The organism is uncultured Campylobacter sp. (assembly GCF_938045535.1).
Classification (GTDB): Bacteria; Campylobacterota; Campylobacteria; order Campylobacterales; family Campylobacteraceae; genus Campylobacter_B.
Map to the genome: position 1 here is coordinate 1 of NZ_CALIMQ010000058.1, position 2,862 is coordinate 2,862.

A 2,862-nucleotide genomic window follows, 5' to 3' on the forward strand; every position below is an offset into this window, starting at 1 on the left:
GATCGCTTCCTAAAATCACCGCTTCAAAGCGTTCTTTCTCGCACAGCGCCTTTAAATCCGCAGGCGTGCAAACAGGCGCGGTTAAGGGGATATTTTCCGCCACAAACTCGCTAGTATCGCGCTCGTAAGAGGGATTAAATTTCGCGCCGCAAAGCTCCTTTTTAAGCGCGCATGCCACTAAAAATTTAAGATACGCAATCGATAGTTTACTTCTTTGTAGGCGCAAGTTTATGAGCCACGGCTCATGCCCAAGCCCCACTAGCACGCGGCTTAGCGCGTAAGTTTGTAAAATTCCGCCGTAATTATTCACTAGCGGTAGGGTAAAAATCCCGATCTTCATGCAAACTTCCTATAAATTTTATATGCCGCGATCTTTGGTAGCGCCAAAAGCGCTAGCACTTTATTTGCCGCGGCAATTTTTTTAAGCCTAGCAGCGATGAAATCATCACAATCAAAATGCGTAGCGCTATATCGCTGGATCTGAAGCTTCTGGCGCAAGATGTAACGCCTAAGCGGGTTTTTCGCGCCATAGAAAATTTCGTTTTTGCACTCCACCTGGCTTTTCTGCGAGCGCTGCACCTCTGCTGCGGATATCCGCTCGCAAAAAATCGCCTCGCACGCCTGCTTCGTAGGCTGCGAAAATAGCGCGTCGATCTGAGCTGCGCGCGTAATTACGAGCGATGTGCCGCGCCACTCGCTCATTTCGCTTTGCAGCCACGCATCCATCAGCACGACGTCGGCGCATTTGGCAAAAACGTCGGTGCAGGCGTTGCACGCAAGCGGCGTAAAAGCGCGCGAGCTCCAGTATGCAAAGGCGCTACTACTGCGATCGTCTATCGCCTCACTGCCGTCTGCAGCGCGAAATTTAAAGCCAAAGCTCATCGCACTTTTGCCCGCGATTTTATATCTGTAATTAACCGCCGCGAGCTGCTTACGCTCTTTAAACGCAAGATCTGCCAGCTTATGCGTAAAACCAGCACCCTTGCCCTGTCCGCAAACCAGCCCGATAATAAAGCTTATGCGGGATTTGAGGCGCGGATTTTTACTCGCAGCAAGCCTTAAAGCCTTAGCAAAGCACGGCAGCGCGCTGATCGCGTATCTACCCTCGCAGCGCGACATCTCTTTTAGCACTGCTTCAAGCGTGAACGGATAGTAAGCGGACGAGCGCGCACGAGTAAGCTCACCAGCATTTTTTATCACGCTAAATTTAAATAGCGGCACGGAATTTTCGCCCGCATAATTTCGCGCGTTTTTGGAATTCTCGCAGGCAAAATTCTGTGCTGATACGGAATTTTCATAAGAAGCTTTAGAATTCTGCGCGAAATTTTCATTTGTAAAATTCTGCATGGAATTCTGCGTAAAATTTTCGCAAAAGGAATTTTGCGCACTCGTAAAATTTATAGAATCATCATCCGCCAAATTCTGCGTTAAATTCGGAATTGTGGAATTCTGTTCGGAATTTTTGGTTACGGAATTTTGCAAATTCTGTGGCTGCGCTAAATTATTGCAGGCAGAAAAATCACGTTTGGAATTTTGGGCTATAAAATCCCCCTCGTCCGCAGGCACAGCGCAAATCGCGTAATCAATGAGCCCGCGCGCAAAAAGCTCGCGAAAAATATAATCTCCCGCGCCGCCGCTTGCACTGCTTAAGCGCTGCGCTTCATCTTTTTTGTAGAATTTGTAAGTGGCTAAAAATCTGCCAAAATCAGGACTAAAGCTTTCCAGCTCTGAGTATGATTTAGAATTTAGCTCGTTTTCAAGCGTGTCTTTTTCGTAAAACGGGCAGACTTTTAGGCAGATGTCGCATTTGTCGCGGCACCCTTCGCCCTCCTCGGGCGCGTAAAATCCATTGCCTCCAAGCCGCATTTTTAGCACGCTAAAAGGACAGCTGCTCGCGCAGACGCCGCAGCCGATACAGCGGTCTTTCGTAACCACTTCGCTAATTACATTGAAGCTCAAGCCCGCCTCCTTATCTTAGCTGCAATGCCACCAAAAATCGCGCGCTCATAGTCGTTCATCGCCCAAAAATACGCGCTTAGCACAAACATAGCCGAATAAAGCCCGCCGCAAATTAGCAAAAAGCTCACTCCGTGCAAGTCTAATGCATAATTTATCACTAGGCTTGCTGCGATTGCGGGAGCAAATTTTACTACCATCGCGCCGATATTTCGCCAAAATTTAGCGATGTCAAGTCCGATTACACGAGCATAGTAGATATTCATCACGCAGATATTTAGCAAGGTGATCGCAAAAGCCGTGCCGCACGCAGCGCCCACGCCACCGTAAGCCTTAGCTAGCGGGATAGAAATAGCGATGTTCACGAGCGTGACGCAAAACGCGGCGATTGAGCGAAATTTGACTTTGTTTTTTGCCTGAAGCACGGCTAAGCCTAAATTTTGAATCAACGGCACGCTTACTGGAAGCACCAAAATAAGCGCGATTGCGTATGAAATTTCATAATTTGCGCCAGCCCATAGCACGATAAACTCTCGCCCAAAAATCACCAAAAGCGACGCGATAAAAAATATCACGTAAAATTGCAGCCTGCCTATTTTGATAAATTCCGCGCTAAGCTCGGAATCGGTGGAGTTGGCAGAGACCATTTTGGCGATTTTAGGAAGCATTACGCCGCTAATGGTGAGCGAAAGCGTGACGAAAGTGGCATTTATCGTGCTTGCTACGGCATACGTGGAGACCGCTGTAGCGCCTGCGACCGCGCCTAAGATAAAATTATCGACATTCCAGTTTACTTGATCGACTACGATGCCTAAAAATATAAAAAACGAGTAGCCAAAAATTTGCTTAAGCGTGGGGGCGTCGAAATTTCGCACGCTCATCACGGGCGAGACTTTACGCTTGCAG

The 2,862-nt window shown here is 48.0% G+C and carries 3 protein-coding genes; all 3 read right to left on the reverse strand.

All coding sequences use genetic code 11. The features are described 5' to 3' along the window. Positions 1-340: hypothetical protein (locus tag Q0095_RS02130; protein ID WP_297880932.1), on the reverse strand; the 340-nt coding region annotated here is incomplete at its 3' end. Continuing rightward, complete coding sequence (locus tag Q0095_RS02135; protein WP_297880933.1) at positions 337-1,959, reverse strand: Coenzyme F420 hydrogenase/dehydrogenase, beta subunit C-terminal domain; 1,623 nt, start codon at positions 1,957-1,959, stop codon at positions 337-339. The genes Q0095_RS02130 and Q0095_RS02135, both read right to left, overlap by 4 nt. After that, a partial coding sequence (locus Q0095_RS02140; protein ID WP_297880934.1) for a polysaccharide biosynthesis C-terminal domain-containing protein occupies positions 1,956-2,862 on the reverse strand: 907 nt, incomplete at its 5' end. The genes Q0095_RS02140 and Q0095_RS02135, both read right to left, overlap by 4 nt.